This window comes from Micromonospora sp. DH13 (assembly GCF_020873825.1).
GTDB classification, from domain to species: domain Bacteria; phylum Actinomycetota; class Actinomycetes; order Mycobacteriales; family Micromonosporaceae; genus Micromonospora; species Micromonospora haikouensis.
In genome coordinates, this window is the sequence record NZ_JAHWGR010000008.1 from 22,126 (window position 1) to 36,504 (window position 14,379).

Below are 14,379 nucleotides of genomic sequence, written 5' to 3' on the forward strand. Positions count from 1 at the left end.
TTGACGTCGCCTTAGGACAGACCCCTTGACCCGGACATACGCTTCGTCGTAGCGTGCCCGCCATCGATCGGTAATACCGGCGAAGCATTGGAACTTCCGAAGATAACGTCGAGTCCTGCCGGCTCGATCAGCATCCGAGCACCTCGTGAGTCCCCGAAGGGATGGACCATGTCAGCGCACCTCTCCCGCAGAACGCTGCTCGGCCTCGTCGGCGCCGGCGCCGGCGCCTACCTGCTCAGCGGCTGTAGCGGCGACGACGAATCCGGCGACCCGAACGCCCCGCAGACCATCGACTGGTGGCACATCCAGAACACCGAGCCGATGCTGCCGGTGTGGGCGGCGGCGGCCGAGGAGTACAAGACCGCGCACTCGAACGTCAAGATCGAGATTCAGCCGCTGGAGAACGAGGCGTTCAAGGCGAAGCTGACCACCGCCACCCAGGCCGGGTCCCCGCCCGACCTCTTCCAGTCGTGGGGCGGCGGGGTGCTCCGGCAGCAGGCGGAGGCCGGCCTGGTCAAGGACATCACCGACGACGTGCAGCCGTGGATCGGGAGCCTGCTGCCCCTGTCCCTGGAGCCCTACACCATCGACGGCAAGATCTACGGCGTGCCGTTCGACATCGGCATGGTCGGGTTCTGGTACAACAAGGACCTCTTCGCCAAGGCCCAGATCACCGAGCCGCCGACCACCTGGGCCGCGCTGCTCGACACGGTCCGCAAGCTCAAGGCCGCCGGCATCGTCCCGATCGCGCTGGCCGGCAAGGAGAAGTGGCCCGCCCACTTCTACTGGGCCTACCTGTCCATGCGCATCGGTGGGCTCGGCGCCCTCCAGCAGGCCGCCAAGGACAAGAACTTCGACACCCCCGACTTCGTGGCCGCCGGCGACCGGCTCAAGGAACTGGTCGACCTGCAGCCGTTCCAGAAGGGCTTCCTCGGCGCCGAGTACGGCTCCCCGGACGGCCAGGCCGCCACCATGGGCAACGGCGGCGCCGCCCTGGAGCTGATGGGGCAGTGGGCCCCGTCCGTGCAGGCGTCCAGCTCCACCAGCAAGAAGGGCATCGGCGACAAGCTCGGCTTCTTCCCGTTCCCGGCCGTCGACGGCGGCAAGGGCTCCGCCACGGAGGTGTTCGGCGGCGGCAACGGCTTCGCCGTCGGCAAGGACGCCCCCGCGGCGACCCTCGACTTCCTCAAGGCCCTGCTCAGCGTCGACAGCCAGCGCAAGTCCGCCAAGACCGGCGCGGTGCTGCCGACGGTCAAGGAGGCGACCGACGCGATCTCCGACCCCAACAACAAGACCGTCGCGCAGGCCCTGGCCAGCGCGACCGGCTTCCAGCTCTACCTCGACCAGGCGTACCCGCCCGCCGTCGGCCAGCAGGTCAACGACAGCGTCGCCGAACTGATCGCCGGCAACAAGACGTCCGCGCAGATCCTCAAGGACATCACCGCGGTCGCGAAGAGCCAGTAGCCGTGGCCCGCCCCGTGGCCCGCTGAGAGAATCGAGTGGAACACGTATGACCAGGCCATCGACCGTGCCGGACACCAGGCGCGGCGGCCCGGCGACCGACCCGCCGGGGCCGGGCACCGCGCGACGGCGCGGCGCCCGGCCCCGGCCGGGCCGCCGCCGCGTCCTCGCCGCCTTCCTGACCCCGGCCCTGGCGCTGTTCCTGCTGCTGGTCATCGCCCCCATCGTGGTGGCCAGCTACGCCAGCCTCTACAAGTGGAACGGCTTCGGCCTGCCGGAGAACTTCGTCGGGCTGGACAACTACACGCGCGCCTTCGGCGACCCGACGTTCCGCGGCGACCTGTGGCACGCCCTCGTGCTGATCGTGCTGTCGCTGACCGTCCAGCTGCCCGCCGCGCTGGGCCTGGCCATGCTGCTCAACCAGCCCCTGCGGGGCCGCAGCATCTACCGGCTGATCTTCTTCGCCCCGTACGTGCTCTCCGAGGTCACCACCGCCGTCCTGTTCAACCTGGTGTTCTCGCCGAACCGGGGGCTGGGCGACTCGATCGCGCGGTGGCTGGGCTCCGACGCCGGCACGATCTTCGCCGACCCGGACACCGTGCTGTACGCCGTCTTCATGATCGTGTCCTGGAAGTACTTCGGGCTCTACATGATGCTCTTCCTGGCCGCCCGGCAGGGCATCCCCAAGGAGCTGAACGAGGCGGCCACCACCGACGGCGCCGGCCCCTGGCAGGCCTTCCGGCACGTCACCCTGCCCCTGCTCGGGCCGACGATCCGGATCAGCGTCTTCCTGTCGGTCATCGGCACCATCCAGCTGTTCGACATGGTCTGGGTACTCACCGGCGGCGGCCCCATCCACGCCTCCGAGACCATGGCCGTGACGATGTTCCAGTACGGCTTCCGCCGCTTCGAGGTCGGCTACGCCAGCGCGATCAGCATCGTCATGTTCCTGCTGAGCTTCGTGTTCGCCCTCGTCTACCAGCGCGTCGTGCTGCGCCGCGACACCGAGGGCGCGATCACCAACCAGGGAGACAACCGATGACCAGCACGGCGAACCCCGCCCTGCGGGCCCGCCGCCTCGTGTTGCACCTCGTCTGCATCGCCGTCGGCGCGGTCATCGTCGTGCCGGTCCTGTTCGGGGTGCTCGGCGGGTTCAAGGACAACGGGCAGCTGTCCACCAATCCCCTCGGCCTGCCCGACCCGTGGGCGCCGAGCAACTACACCGACATCCTCGCCTCCGAGGTGTTCTGGCGGCAGTTGGGCAACAGCGTCCTCATCGCGGTGACCGGCACGTTCATCATGGTCGCCGCGGCGGCGATGGCCGCGTTCGTCTTCGCGCGCTTCGCGTTCCGGGGGCGGGAGCTGCTGTTCACCCTCTTCGGCGTGGGGCTGATGTTCCCGTTCGCGGTGGCCATCCTGCCGCTGTTCGTGCTGCTGCGTGGCCTGGGCCTGCTGGACAACCCGCTCGGGGTGATCCTGCCCCAGGCCGCGTTCGGCCTGCCGATCACCGTCATCATCCTGCGGCAGTTCTTCCGCACCATCCCCGGCGAGGTCGAGGAGGCGGCGATCCTCGACGGGTGCAGCCCGTTCGGGTTCTTCTGGCGGATCCTGCTGCCGATGGCCCGCCCCGCGCTGGCCACCGTCTCCGTGCTGGCCCTCGTGACCAGCTGGAACAACTTCATGCTCCCGCTGGTCGTGTTCACCGACCAGAGCTGGTGGACCCTGCCCGTCGGGGTCCAGGCGTTCCAGGGGCAGTACTCCGACGACACCGCAAGGGTGCTCGCCTACGTGGTGCTGTCCATGGTGCCGGCGCTCGGCTTCTACGCCGTGGCCGAACGCCAGCTCATCAGCGGTCTCTCGGGCAGTGTCAAGGGGTGACCGGCGACCGCTGCGATAGCCTTCTGCGACCGTAGGCACCAGGTGAGACGAAAGGGCGGACCGTGGGTTCCGACAGCAGCCGAAACGTCACCATCGCGATGATCGCGCGTCTGGCCGGCGTTTCCGTGCCCACGGTCTCCCGGGTCATCAACGGCCGCTCCGACGTCGCCCCCCAGACCCGGGAACGCGTCGAGGAGCTGCTGACCCGGCACGGCTACCGTCGCCGGCTGCCGAGCAGGCGTACCAGCTCGGCCCTGATCGACCTGGTCTTCAACGACCTGGACAGCCCCTGGGCCGTGGAGATCATCCGGGGGGTGGAGGACGTCGCGCACAGCAGCGGCGCGGGCACCGTCGTCTCGGCCATCCACCAGCGCACCTCCTCGGCCAAGCAGTGGCTCGACAACATGCGTGGCCGGTCCACGGAGGGGGTCATCTTCGTGACCTCGATGGTGGCGCCGCCGTTGCAGGCCGAGCTGCGCCGGCTCAACCTGCCGGTGGTCATCGTCGACCCGGCCGGCGTGGCCCCGCAGGAGGCGCCCACCATCGGCGCCACCAACTGGGCGGGCAGCCTGGAGGCCAACCAGTACCTGCTCGGCCTGGGGCACCGTCGGGTCGGCTTCATCGCCGGGCCGCCGCAGCTGATGTGCAGCCGGGCCCGGCTGGACGGCTACCGGGCGGCGCTCGACGCCGCCGGCGTCGCCGTCGACGACGCCCTCATCCGGCCGGGCAACTTCTACCACGAGTCGGGCTACGCCGCCGGCACCCAGCTGCTGGCCCTGCCCGACCCGCCGACCGCGATCTTCGCCTCCAGCGACCAGATGGCGCTCGGCGTCTACGAGGCGGTCCGCAAGCGCGGCCTGCGGGTGCCCGACGACGTCAGCGTGGTCGGCTTCGACGACCTGCCCGAGGTGCGGTGGTGCTCCCCGCCGCTGACCACCGTCCGGCAGCCGCTCGTGGAGATGGGCATGCTGGCGGCGCGTACCGTGCTGCGGCTCGCCCGGGGCGAGAAGATCGAGAGCCCGCGGATCGAGCTCGCCACCGAACTCGTCGTCCGCGACAGCACCGCGCCCCCGTCCCGTACGCGCTGACCGGGGGCGGGCCTGGTCGGCCCACCCCCGGTCACCGTCGCCGACGGTCAGGCGATCGTGCAGGTCGCGCCGTTGAGGGTGAAGGAACTGGGCTTGGCGGTGTTGCCGGTGTGGTTGGCCTGGAAGCCGATGCTCACCGAGGCGTTGGGGGCGATGGTGCCGTTGTAGGAGACGTTCCTGGCGGTCACCTGCCCGGAGGTGGGGGAGTAGGTGGCGTTCCAACCGCCGGTGATGCTCTGGCCGCCGGGCAGCGTGAAGGCCAGGGACCAGCCGTTGATGGTGCTGCTGCCGGTGTTGGTGACGGTGAGGTCCTCGGTCAGGCCGTTGCTCCAGGCGTTGACGGTCGCGGTGACGCGGCAGGCCGCGTTGCCCGGCGGCGGGGTGGTCGGCCCGGGGGTGGTCGGCCCGGGGGTCGGCGTGGTCGGGTTCGGGGTCGGCGTGGTGCCGCCGAACTGGGTGAAGAACCGCCAGGTCTCGCCCGGCAGCCAGGTGCGCGAGCCGCTGTCACCGGTCGCGCCGTCCTGCGGGGCGGCGATGTGCCCCTCGTCGAACGCGATCCAGGTGACCGGGTAGCCGGCCTGGCACCCCGAGTAGTTCGTGGTGATGTGCCGCAGGCTGCCCTGGGTGGGCTCGGCCGGGTTCTGGGCGGTGCAGCCGTTGTTGCGGACGAACCGGTCGCGCAGCGACCGCCCGGTGGAGATGGGGAACACCCCGTCCCGGATGCCGTGCACCCCGAGGTACGCGATCGGCGACGTGCCGCCGCTGCACCCGCTGATCGCCCCGGCGGAGTAGACCGCCACCGCCCGGAAGACGTTCGGCCGGGCGCACGCGAGGGCGTACGTCATGGCGCCGCCGTAGCTGAAGCCCACCGAGAAGCGCTGCGCCGTGTCGACGCACAGGTCGGCCTCGATCCGGCGGATGATGTCGTCGACGAAGGTGACGTCCTCGCCGCCGGCGTTGCCCCAGCCGTTGTTGATGCCCTGCGGGGCGACGAAGATGGCGCTGTTGTTCGCCAGCTGCTTGAGCCCGTAGTAGGACCAGACGTCGCGCTGCACGGTCTGGCCGGTGTCCACGTCGACGGCGGTGCCGCCCACCCAGTGGAACCCGAAGATCAGGCGGTACGGGTTGTTGTTGTTGTAGTTGTCCGGGATGCGCAGGATGAAGCTGCGGTTCTTGCCGTTGCTGGTGATCGTCTGGGTGCCGCTGCGCAGCGTCGGGGCCTTGCCGCACCCGGCGGTCGCCGCGGCGGCGCCGATCTCGGCGGCCGACGCCGTGGCGCCGAGGCCGCCGCTGAGCGTCGAGCCGACCAGGGCCAGCGCGAGTAGCGCGGCGCCCGCGACGGGCGCGAACCAGGATCTGTGTCGGGTCATCTGTTGACTCCTCTGTCGGTGGTGGTGGAGGTGTGGCCGGGGGTCAGGAGGACGTGCAGGTGAGGCTGGTGGGCGCCTGCGGGGTGCCGGTGCTGGAGGCGATGAAGCCGGCAGTGGTCGAGCCGCCGGTGGTCAACTGTCCGTTGTAGGCGGCGTTGGTCACGGTGACCTGGCTGCCCTGCTGGCCGAAGGTCGCGTTCCAGCCCTGGGACAGGGACTGCCCGCTGGGCAGCGAGAACGTCACCCGCCAGCCGCTGATGGCGGCGCCCCCGGTGTTGGTGATGGTGAGCCTGCCCTCGTAGCCGCCGGACCAGGACCCGACCTGGGTGTACGTGACGCCGCACGACTGCCCGGCCGGCGGCGTGGTGGGCGGCGGGGTGGTGGGAGCGGGCGTGGTGGGGGCCGGGGTGGTGGGCGTCGGCGTCGGGTTGCTGCCGGTGCCGAACTGCCACCAGTTGAGGTTGAACAGGTTGCCGCTGCCGCCGGTGAAGCGGAGGTAGAGGTCCTGGGTGCCGGTCGCGCCGGTCACCGGGCAGGACACCGTCTGCCAGGTCTGCCAGCCGCCGGTGACGGGCACCGTGCACGCGCCGACCCGGGTGCCCGTGGGGCCGCCCAGCCGCACCTCGATCGTGCCGCCACTGCCGGCCGAGGCCACCCGCGCGCTGAACGACGACGCGCCCGCCCCGAACGCCACTCCCTTGACCTTGATGTAGTCACCGTTGCTGAGGAAGCTGGCGTTCATGCCGCCCTCGCTGGCCGGCTCCGTCTCGACGCCGACGGACCAGGCGATGGTCTCGGCCTCCTGCCGCACGTACGGGTTCAGCGTGCCCACCTGCGGGGCCCCCGTCGTGGTCATGTTCATGCTCGGGATCGTGCCGTCACTGTTGTAGGAGAACTTCTCCACCGCCACCGACCTGGTGAAACCACCACCACCCGGCAACGCACCATTGTGGTAGAAGAAATACGACCCACCATTGAAATCGATGACACCAGGGTGGTTGGTGAAACTGCTGCCCTGCCGCGGCATCACCGTCCCCCGGTACGTCCACGGCCCCGTCGGACCCGGCGCCGTCGAATACGCGATGAACTCACCACAACACTCCGCCGCGAACACGTTGTAGTAGACACCGTTGCGCTTGTACACCCACGGCCCCTCCTCATACAGAGTCGGCCGGGACGCGTTACCCGTACGGGTGCCGAACCCCGCCGTGGTCAACGGGATCTTCGTCGGGCTCCCCGAGTAGGAGATCATGTCCTGGTTCAGCTTCACGTACCACAGGTTCGGGTTACCCCAGTACAGGTACGCCTGCCCGTCGTCGTCGATCATCACGTTCGGATCGATCTCACCATTACCCAGCAACGGACGACCGATCGCGTCGCGGAACGGACCGGTCGGACTGTCGGCCACCCCGACACCGATCACCATCCCGCCACCACGCTGCTTCACCGGCACATACCAGTAGAACTTCCCGTTACGCGCCGCCACGTGACCCGCCCACGCATCCGACTCCGCCCACGCGAACGTCGCCAGACTCATCGGCGAACCATGATCAGTCCAGTTCACCATGTCGGCCGACGAGAACACCCGCCAGTCCTTCATCGTGAAGTACGTCGACCCGTCCTCGTCATGCCCGGTGTACAGATACACCCGACCGTTGTGCACCAACGGCGCAGGATCCGCCGTATAGATCGTCTGCACGATCGGGTTGTCCGCGTGGGCCGGGGCGGCGAACAGCGTCCCGACGCAGAGCAGGGTCGCGACCAAGGCGACACCGCGCCTGAGTCTCGTGCCGGTCAGGGTCTTCACAGATACCTCCCGAGGCGTGGGCAGCGCACCTGGCACAGGTGTCCGCCCGGGGTGGGTGAGTGCGTGGGTGGTCGACCGGCACCCGCCCGGGGGTGCGGCGGCGCGGTCGGCCCTGGTAGGGGCTGCGACATCACGGGTCGGAGCGGGCCCTGACGTCCACGCGGACGCCGGACGTGCTCAGCTCCCGGCTGTTGCTCTGGCTCTGCCGCCCCGGATCGGCGATCTCGGTGGCGGCGGCGGAGCGTGCCCTTCGCTCCTGAGAGGCAGGATACTTGTTACCGTTAACACGGACAAGACGGGGATCGATGTCGTGGCGGTGCCGCCCCGAGCGGGCCGCCCGCCGGCACCCCGGGCCGCCCCCTCGGCCCGGCCACCCGGCACCCGGGGCGTTGCCGGGGTCTGCCATGCTCGGCACGATGACGACCGGCCGCCCCACTTCACGCCGCCCGCGCCGCCGGGCCGCCCTCGTCGTCCTGGCGCTCGGGGCGGTCGCCGCCCTCGTCGCCGTCGCCGGGGTCGCCTGGCAGTTCCTGCGGCCACCGGGCCCGCGCCCGCTGTTCCAGCTCCCCGTCGCCTGCGGCGAGACATGGCAGCTCGGCACCTATCCCGGGCACGACGACTACGACGTCGACCTGTTCCCCAAGCGGGGCGAGGCGTGGGGGCGGCCGGTGCTCGCCTCGTACGCCGGCACGGTGACCGTGGCGGGGATCAACGGGTCGCTGGGTGGCCGCACCCCCGACAACCCGGACGGCCCGCGCGGCCGGGGCGGCGGGTACTGGGTGAAGATCGACCACGGCGGCCGGTGGGAGACGCAGTACCTGCACCTGCTCGAACCGCCGCTGGTCCGCGAGGGTCAGCGGGTCGCCCAGGGCGAGCAGATCGGGCGGGTCGGCAGCACCGGCAACTCCGGCGCACCCCATCTGCACTACGAGCAGCGCCGGGGCTGGGAGAAGGTCGAGACCTGGTTCGACGGCGAGCCGTCGGGGATCACCCACGACGACGTCGAATACACGGTCACCCGCAAGAGCAACAACTGCGCCGCCGGGCGGTCGTAGCCGGCCGCGCCCGCCTTCCACTCACCGTCCAGATCGCTTCCACAGCCGGCTGGCAGCGTCTACGGCACAGACGCGAAGGGCGTCACGTGGCGAAGGGACGCGACTCAGGTGCGAAGAGGAACGAACTGGAGGCTGGCCGCGGCGGTCAGCCTGATCGTCGCCGCCGGATCTCTCACGGTTGCCGGGCCGGCGGCGGCCGCCCCCGTCATCCGGCTGGCCCCGTCGGCGCCGGTGCAACCGGCGGACGTCGCCGGCTCGGTCGACTATCTCACCAGGACCTACGGCGTCAGCGTGCGGGAGGCGGTGCGCCGGCTGGAGTTGCAGCGGACCGCGGGCGCGTTGCAGGACGTGCTGGCCCGGGACCACGGCGACACCTTCGCGGGTTCCTGGATCGACCAGGAGAACGGCGGCGTGCTCTTCGTCGCCAGCACCGCCGCCGGGAAACTGGCCCCCGCGCTGCAAGCGGTCCCGGACCGGCAGCACATCCGCGTCGTCGAAGTGCGGCACTCCCTCCGGGACCTTGAGGCCAGGGCGAGAGACGCCGTTGCCCGGCTGGGGCTCACCCCCGAGCAGGAGCCGGTGATCAACCCGCAGCGCAACCGGGTCGAACTGCACCACCGGGCGGCGGACACCGTACGCGGCTCGGCCGGCCGGCTCGCGCTGGCCGCCGACCTGGGCGTCACGGTGGTCGACTCGCCGACCCCCGTCCCACAGGCCTGCGCGATCCGCAACTGCGAGGCGCCGATGCGCGGCGGACTGACGCTGGACTTCCTCGACTTCAACAAGAATCCGAAGCGGACCTGCACCAACGGCTTCAACGTGCACGGCTCGGACGGCTGGCAGTACACGGTCACGGCGGGGCACTGCAGCAAAGCCGGGGACGGCTACTACTCCCGGCACGCGGGCCTGTGGGTCGGCCGCTACAACAATCCGACCTATGTCAGCGAGATCTACCCCAACGACGGAATCATCATGCCGTACGTGGTGATGAACGGCTTCGAGTACGTCACGTACTGGGTGGTGAACCCACGCAACACGGTGTTCAACTCGCGGGTGAGCGCGCAGTTCCCGATCTACGGAATGTACAGCTACTCCCAGATCGGGGTCGGCTGGGTGGCCTGCCACACCGGTCAGACGTCCAACAACACCAGGTGCGGCACGGTCCTCACGAAGGACGGCGGGATGATCACGGACATCTGCACGCAGGACGGGGACAGCGGCGGCCCGCTCTTCAGCGAGGTCGACCACATGGCCTACGGCATCCTGCACGGCGGCACCAACAAGGTCGGCAACTGCACCACGCGGTCGTACTACTCGCCGCTGTCGAAGGTCTTCGACTCCGCGCGCTCGTTCTCCGGCATCACGTTCAGCGTGAACTCGGCGGCCTGATCCACCGGCTCCGCCGACCGGCGGGAGGGCCGTAGCCAGCGCCGCCGCCTGGCTACGGCCCTGCTGGTCCGCCGAGGTGGCGGCCCGGCCTGGGTCAGCACCCGCCGGTGCGCCTCCCGCAGGTCCGCTCCCGGGTCGATGCCCAGCTCGTCGGCGAGCCGCTCGCGGACCGAGCGGTACGCCGCCAGGGCCTCGGCCTGACGGCCGGCGGCGGCGAGCGTCGTCACCAGGCACGCCTGGACGCGTTCGTCGAGCGGGTCCCGCTCGGCCGCGCGGCGCAGCGGCGCCAGCACCAGCGACGGGCGGCGCAGCCGGACCGCGAACCCGGCGGCGTCGAGGGCGGCGTCGGTGAACTCGCCGTCGAGGCGCGCGAACGTGGCCCGGGCCGCCGGGGTGCCGGCCAGACCGTCGCCGGCGGGACCGTGGCCGAGCCGCAGCGCCGCGGCGTACCGGTCGAGTGCCGCGGCGGGCTCGCCGCCCCGCGCGTACGCCTTCGCCTCGGCGACGGTGCGCCGGAACAGCACGAGGTCGAGTGCCTCCGGCCCGGCCGCGAAGCGGTACCCGTGGCCGTGCCGGGTCAGGTACGCGCCCGGGGCGCGCGGCGGCAGGCCCGGTTCGAGCAGGCGGCGGAGGCCACCGACGTACTTGTGGATGGTGTTGACCGCGCTCGGCGGCGCGCCCGGGCCCCAGAGCAGGTCGACCAGCTCGGGCGTGCCGACCGGGTGACCGGCGCGGGCGAGCAGGAGCGCCAGCAGGCAGCGTTGCTGCGGCGGCCCGGCATCCACCTCGGCGTCGCCGCGCCGGACCCGTAGCGGGCCGAGGATCCGCAGGTGCGTCGCCGGGCGGCGCGGATCGACACTGTGCGAAACAGGCATGGCATGACGATAGGTAGCGACGTGGATGCTCAGCGTACGTCGGATGACGTAATGACGCGGGCCAGCTCCGCCCGCGACTTGACGTGCACCTTCGGGTAGATCCGGTACAGGTGGGTGCTGACCGTCCGCGGGGACAGGAACAGGTGCGCGCCGATCTCCCGGTTGCTCAGCCCCTCCGCGGCCAGTCGGGCGATCTGCTGCTCCTGCGGGGTGAGGGTGGTCAGCGCGTCCGTCGGCCGCCGCCGGGTCTCGCCCGTGGCCCGCAGCTCCGACCGGGCCCGGTCGGCCCAGGGGGTGACGCCGAGCGCGTCGAAGGTGGCCACGGCGGCCCGCAGCGGCGGCCGGCTCTCCGTGACCCGGTGCGCCCGCCGCAGCGCCGTGCCGTGCGCGAGCTGGAGGCGGGCCCGGTCGAACGGCCAGCCGGTCAGGTCCTCGGCCAGCGCGGCCCGGTAGTCCCCGCCGAGCACCGCGCGGGCGTAGCCGAGGCCGACCCGCAGCGACGGCGACCCGGTCCGCACGGCGACCGGCTCCAGGTCGTGGACCACCGGGCGCAGCTCGTCCTGGAAGCCGCCGAGCAGGGCCGCCTCGGCCAGGTGCCCGAGCACGAGCAACCGGTGGCCCGGGAAGTAGGCGCTGTCCGCCGGGTCGAAGATCCGCATGAGCTGCCGGAACGCGTCGTCCGGGTGGCCCTCGGCGAGCGCGGCGACGCCCCGGATGCGCTGCACGAGGGCCAGCATCGGCAGCCGCCGGCCGGCGGAGAGCACCTGCTCGGCGGCTTCGGCCCGGCGGCGGGCGGCGGTGACGTCGCCCCGCAGCGCCTCGGCCAGGCCCATGGTGAGGCTGCCGCCCAACGCCCACATCGGCAGCCCGGTCTCCTCCGCCAGGCTGATGCACTCGGCGGCCAGCGGCACGGCGGCCCGGGTGTCGCCCAGCGCCGCGTACGCCGACGCGGCCGCGTTGAGCGCCTGGGAGAGGACACCGATCCGGCCCTGCGCGCGCAGCTCGGCCGCGGCGGACAGCGCGAACGTCCCGGCCAGGTCGAACGCGCCGACGGCCCAGGCGGCGATCGACAGGTCGCTGCGCAGGGCCGGTGGCAGGTCCATCCGGTGCACCAGCCGCTCCAGCCGCCGCAGCGCGGCGGCGCCGTGCTCGACCGGTGCGACCAGCAGCATGATCGCGGTCACGCGCGGGTCGTCGTCGACGGACCCGAGCGCGAGCGTGACCTCGGTGAACCGGTCGCGGACGGGCGCCGGCACGTTGGAGTAGTAGACGCGCAGCGCCAGGTCGTTCATCGCCTGGAGGGCGCGCTCGGGGTCGCCGTCGCGGCGCATCGCGTCGATCAGGTCGGCGTAGGCCAGCAGCCGTTCCGGCCCGGACCAGGCCACCGGCAGGTACGTCTCGCGCAGCCAGGTCAGCCGCGCGTGGTCGGCCCGCCGCAGCGCGTGCTCGTCGATCTCGCCGAGCAGCCGCCGCACGGTGTGCGGGTCGCCCTGCTCGTGCGCCACGAGGCAGCTCGACACCTGCCGGTGGCCGCGCGCGGCAGGGTCCCCGCTGAGCTGGACGGCCCGGGTGAGCGCGGCCAGCGCGAGCGGCGCCTGACGCGGCGCGGCGGCGATCGCCACCTCGGTGAGTTCCCGGGCCAGCGCCTCGTCCGGGCCCGGTGCGGCCGACGCCCGGTGCCAGAGCCGGCGCTGCGGGCTGGCGGACAGCACCTCGGCCAGCGCCGCGTGCACGCGGCGACGGTCCGCGGGCGCGGCCTGCTGACGCAGCGCCGAGCGCAGCAACGGGTGCCGGAACCGCAGCTCGTACCGCTCGTCGACGGCGACCAGACGGGCGGTCACCGCCGGCTGGATCGCCTCGGTGGGCACGTCGACGCCGGCCAGGACCGCGGCGGCCGCCAGGATCTCGCCCAGGCCGGTCCCGTCGTTCAGCGCCGCGATCAGCAGCAGGGTCCGGGTCTGCGGCGGCAGGTCGGCGACCAGCCCGCCGAAGGTCCGCTCCACCCGCGCGCTCAGCGGCAGCGCCGCCGGCGACAGCGCGCCGTCGCCGAGCCGGGCGACCGAGGTGCCGAGCTCCACGATGCCCAGCGGGTTTCCGGCGGCCTCGTCCAGCACCCGGTCCCGCAGCCGCCGGGCCAACCGGGGCGCGGTCCGGTCCAGCAGCGTCCCGGCGTCCGCCGGGTGCAGGGGCTCCAGCCGCAGCTCGGGCAGCCCCGCCCTGGTGAGCCGCCGGTCGACGTCCTCGCCGTCGCGTACCGCCATGACCACGGCGACCGGGTCCGACCCGACCCGCCGGCAGAGGAACGTCAGGGTCTCCCAGGTGGCGGCGTCCAGCCAGTGCGCGTCCTCGACCGCGAGCAGCGTGGGCTGCTCCGGTTCGCCGAGCAGATGCAGCACCTCGACGGCCCGCCGGTACGGCGAGTCCGCCGTCAGCGCGGCGGCACGCAGCGGGCGGAGCAGGTGGTCGAGCCCCGCGTACGGGATCTGCCCCTCGGCCTGCACGCCGGTCACGCCCAGTACGCGCACCCCGCGCCCGCGCCCGGCGCGGACCACGTGCTCCAGCAGGGCCGACTTGCCGATCCCCGCCTCGCCGCGCAACACCAGCGCGCCGCCCCGCCCGTCGATGGCGTGGGTGAGCAGATCCCCGAGCAGGCTGATCTGGTCGTCCCGCCCGACAAGCCCTGCCATGCCCCCATCCTGCAACGCCACGGCCGGGGCCTCACCCGCCGTCGACCCGGGGCCGCCGGTGGTCGGTCAGCCGGAACCCGACCCCCCGCACCGCCACGACGGTGACGCCGGTGCCGAGCTGGTCGAGCTTGCGGCGCAGCCGCTTCACCAGGGACTGCACGCCGGCCGGGTGCTGCCGCCCCTCGTCGTGCCAGACCGTCCGGTGCAGCTCGGCGTAGCTCCAGACCCGGACCGGTTCGCTGGTCAGGCGGGCCAGCAGGTCGCGTTCGAGCCGGGTGAGGAAGACCTCGCGTTCGCCGTAGCGGGCCGTGGACCGGGCCGGGTCGATCCGCAGCAGGTCGTCCGGGCCCGCCTCGGGGGTCGGCCGCCCCGCTGCGGGCGGCCCCTGGGGCACCGCGATGAGCCGGCGCAACTCGTCGAGGTCGGCCACCAGCAGCAGGGGCGCGATGCCGTCGAGGCGTTCGGCGAGCCGGATCCGCTCGGCCGGCGACGGCGTCACCGCGATCACCAGCGGGATCGGCGGCCCCGCCTCGTCGAGGGGACCGGGCGGCACGCTGCCGTCGCCGCCGCTCACCGAGCCCACCCGGGCGCGATCGGCGGCTGCTGCCCGAGTCTGTCAGCGCGGTGACAGCGACGGGCGGCCACCACCGTCGGGCGGGCTGCTCCTAGCGACGAGTTGCTCACGTCGCGTGCTTGATCCTTCATCTTTGTCGATCATAGTTTGCCCACAGGCTGCCGGCGTGACCCGCACGGCGCCTGGAGGGCCTGG

The 14,379-nt window shown here is 72.2% G+C and carries 11 protein-coding genes; 6 read left to right on the plus strand and 5 right to left on the minus strand.

The genetic code is table 11. The annotated features are described in order from the left end of the window. Nucleotides 1-168: 168 nt before the first annotated feature. The 4 genes from LPA42_RS10250 (at nucleotide 169) to LPA42_RS10265 (ending at nucleotide 4,427) form a co-directional block, all read left to right on the plus strand. Entirely contained in the window at nucleotides 169-1,464 is a 1,296-nt protein-coding gene (locus LPA42_RS10250) for an ABC transporter substrate-binding protein (RefSeq protein WP_077937900.1), read from the plus strand. A gap of 46 nt (nucleotides 1,465-1,510) precedes the next feature. Continuing rightward, the gene (locus LPA42_RS10255) at nucleotides 1,511-2,503 is read left to right on the plus strand and encodes a carbohydrate ABC transporter permease (RefSeq protein WP_077937901.1); all 993 of its coding nucleotides are present in this window, start codon (nucleotides 1,511-1,513) and stop codon (nucleotides 2,501-2,503) included. Continuing rightward, nucleotides 2,500-3,339, plus strand: coding sequence for a carbohydrate ABC transporter permease (locus LPA42_RS10260; RefSeq protein WP_043963122.1), 840 nt, complete (start codon nucleotides 2,500-2,502; stop codon nucleotides 3,337-3,339). Before LPA42_RS10255 ends, LPA42_RS10260 begins: the two co-directional genes overlap by 4 nt. Before the next feature lie 98 nt (nucleotides 3,340-3,437). Further along, nucleotides 3,438-4,427 (plus strand): LacI family DNA-binding transcriptional regulator, encoded by a 990-nt coding sequence (locus LPA42_RS10265; RefSeq protein ID WP_228986508.1) that lies wholly within the window; start codon nucleotides 3,438-3,440, stop codon nucleotides 4,425-4,427. Between the two features lie 47 nt (nucleotides 4,428-4,474). On the opposite strand, the gene LPA42_RS10270 is transcribed toward LPA42_RS10265, so the two are convergent. Beyond that, nucleotides 4,475-5,797 carry a cellulose binding domain-containing protein gene (locus tag LPA42_RS10270; protein WP_077937902.1) on the minus strand — a complete coding sequence of 441 codons (1,323 nt, stop codon included), beginning with the start codon at nucleotides 5,795-5,797 and terminating at the stop codon, nucleotides 4,475-4,477. Nucleotides 5,798-5,840: 43 nt separating this feature from the next. Continuing rightward, nucleotides 5,841-7,562: a family 43 glycosylhydrolase gene (locus LPA42_RS10275; protein ID WP_228986509.1), complete on the minus strand. Its 1,722-nt coding sequence runs from the start codon at nucleotides 7,560-7,562 to the stop codon at nucleotides 5,841-5,843. A 458-nt stretch (nucleotides 7,563-8,020) separates the two neighbouring features. Between LPA42_RS10275 and LPA42_RS10280 the strand changes: the two genes are divergently transcribed. Together LPA42_RS10280 and LPA42_RS10285 are read left to right on the plus strand one after the other, a co-directional pair. Next, nucleotides 8,021-8,659, plus strand: a complete 639-nt coding sequence (locus LPA42_RS10280) for a M23 family metallopeptidase (RefSeq protein WP_077937481.1) — start codon at nucleotides 8,021-8,023, stop codon at nucleotides 8,657-8,659. 108 nt (nucleotides 8,660-8,767) lie between these two features. Continuing rightward, complete coding sequence (locus tag LPA42_RS10285; RefSeq protein WP_077937466.1) at nucleotides 8,768-10,048, plus strand: S1 family peptidase; 1,281 nt, start codon at nucleotides 8,768-8,770, stop codon at nucleotides 10,046-10,048. On the opposite strand, the gene LPA42_RS10290 is transcribed toward LPA42_RS10285, so the two are convergent. Genes LPA42_RS10290 through LPA42_RS10300 form a run of 3 tightly spaced genes read right to left on the minus strand, consistent with a single transcriptional unit; the run spans nucleotide 9,970 to nucleotide 14,184 of the window. Next, nucleotides 9,970-10,923 (minus strand): AfsR/SARP family transcriptional regulator, encoded by a 954-nt coding sequence (locus LPA42_RS10290; protein ID WP_077937467.1) that lies wholly within the window; start codon nucleotides 10,921-10,923, stop codon nucleotides 9,970-9,972. The two genes, LPA42_RS10285 and LPA42_RS10290, sit on opposite strands and share 79 nt — an antisense overlap. Nucleotides 10,924-10,952: 29 nt before the next feature. Beyond that, nucleotides 10,953-13,610: an AAA family ATPase gene (locus LPA42_RS10295; RefSeq protein ID WP_077937468.1), complete on the minus strand. Its 2,658-nt coding sequence runs from the start codon at nucleotides 13,608-13,610 to the stop codon at nucleotides 10,953-10,955. A gap of 31 nt (nucleotides 13,611-13,641) precedes the next feature. Continuing rightward, nucleotides 13,642-14,184: a winged helix-turn-helix domain-containing protein gene (locus tag LPA42_RS10300; RefSeq protein WP_228986510.1), complete on the minus strand. Its 543-nt coding sequence runs from the start codon at nucleotides 14,182-14,184 to the stop codon at nucleotides 13,642-13,644. Nucleotides 14,185-14,379 lie beyond the last annotated feature (195 nt).

Excerpts from the sequence above, each read along its gene's own strand:
- LPA42_RS10250 (WP_077937900.1), top strand. The coding sequence starts at position 169 with ATGTCAGCGCACCTCTCCCGCAGAACGCTGCTCGGCCTCGTCGGCGCC.
- LPA42_RS10255 (WP_077937901.1), top strand. The coding sequence starts at position 1,511 with ATGACCAGGCCATCGACCGTGCCGGACACCAGGCGCGGCGGCCCGGCG.
- LPA42_RS10260 (WP_043963122.1), top strand. The coding sequence starts at position 2,500 with ATGACCAGCACGGCGAACCCCGCCCTGCGGGCCCGCCGCCTCGTGTTG.
- LPA42_RS10265 (WP_228986508.1), top strand. The coding sequence starts at position 3,438 with ATGATCGCGCGTCTGGCCGGCGTTTCCGTGCCCACGGTCTCCCGGGTC.
- LPA42_RS10270 (WP_077937902.1), bottom strand. The coding sequence starts at position 5,797 with ATGACCCGACACAGATCCTGGTTCGCGCCCGTCGCGGGCGCCGCGCTA.
- LPA42_RS10280 (WP_077937481.1), top strand. The coding sequence starts at position 8,021 with ATGACGACCGGCCGCCCCACTTCACGCCGCCCGCGCCGCCGGGCCGCC.
- LPA42_RS10290 (WP_077937467.1), bottom strand. The coding sequence starts at position 10,923 with ATGCCTGTTTCGCACAGTGTCGATCCGCGCCGCCCGGCGACGCACCTG.
- LPA42_RS10295 (WP_077937468.1), bottom strand. The coding sequence starts at position 13,610 with ATGGCAGGGCTTGTCGGGCGGGACGACCAGATCAGCCTGCTCGGGGAT.